This is a genomic window from Mesorhizobium sp. M7A.F.Ca.MR.148.00.0.0 (assembly GCF_003997735.1).
GTDB lineage: Bacteria > Pseudomonadota > Alphaproteobacteria > Rhizobiales > Rhizobiaceae > Mesorhizobium.
In genome coordinates this window covers 1-446 of sequence record NZ_RZTB01000222.1, presented here as the reverse complement: position 1 = coordinate 446, position 446 = coordinate 1, and the positions used below count along the sequence as shown (strand labels likewise).

Genomic DNA, 446 nt, shown 5'->3' with positions numbered 1-446 from the left:
TCGGATGAAGACCGATCATACGATGACACCACGTCAACGAGTCCTTGCCGACCTGCAACCGAGAACTCGTCAAGAAGTCTCTGAAAAGCATCATCATAACCGGGAGCTTTTCCCAGCGGTTTCACTGGGCCGATGTTCATTCCAAAGATGGGCGGCATCCCCATCGCTATCGTAAACGCTTGTGGAGGAAAGAAATCCCGATCGTCAGGGTCGAACAGAAGAACCCGATCAAATGTGAGCAAAGCCCTTTTCAGTTCAAGTGAGCTAGGAACATACTCTGTAGGCGAAAACAGTGTCTCGTAAATCACAGAAAGCCTCCAAAAGGCCGGGATCTCACCTAAGTGGTTTCGATAGCATACAATCGGCTAGCGATGTTCAATTGACGTGTGGAGCGTCATCGAGCAGAAATGGCCGGGCTTCGAGGAGGCGTTTCTGCGCTTCGAGCC

The 446-nt window shown here is 51.1% G+C and carries 1 protein-coding gene; it reads right to left on the bottom strand.

What is annotated here, in order from left to right:
- Positions 1-308: hypothetical protein (locus EOB49_RS37080; protein WP_206526181.1), on the bottom strand; the 308-nt coding region annotated here is incomplete at its 3' end.
- Between the last annotated feature and the right edge of the window lie 138 nt (positions 309-446).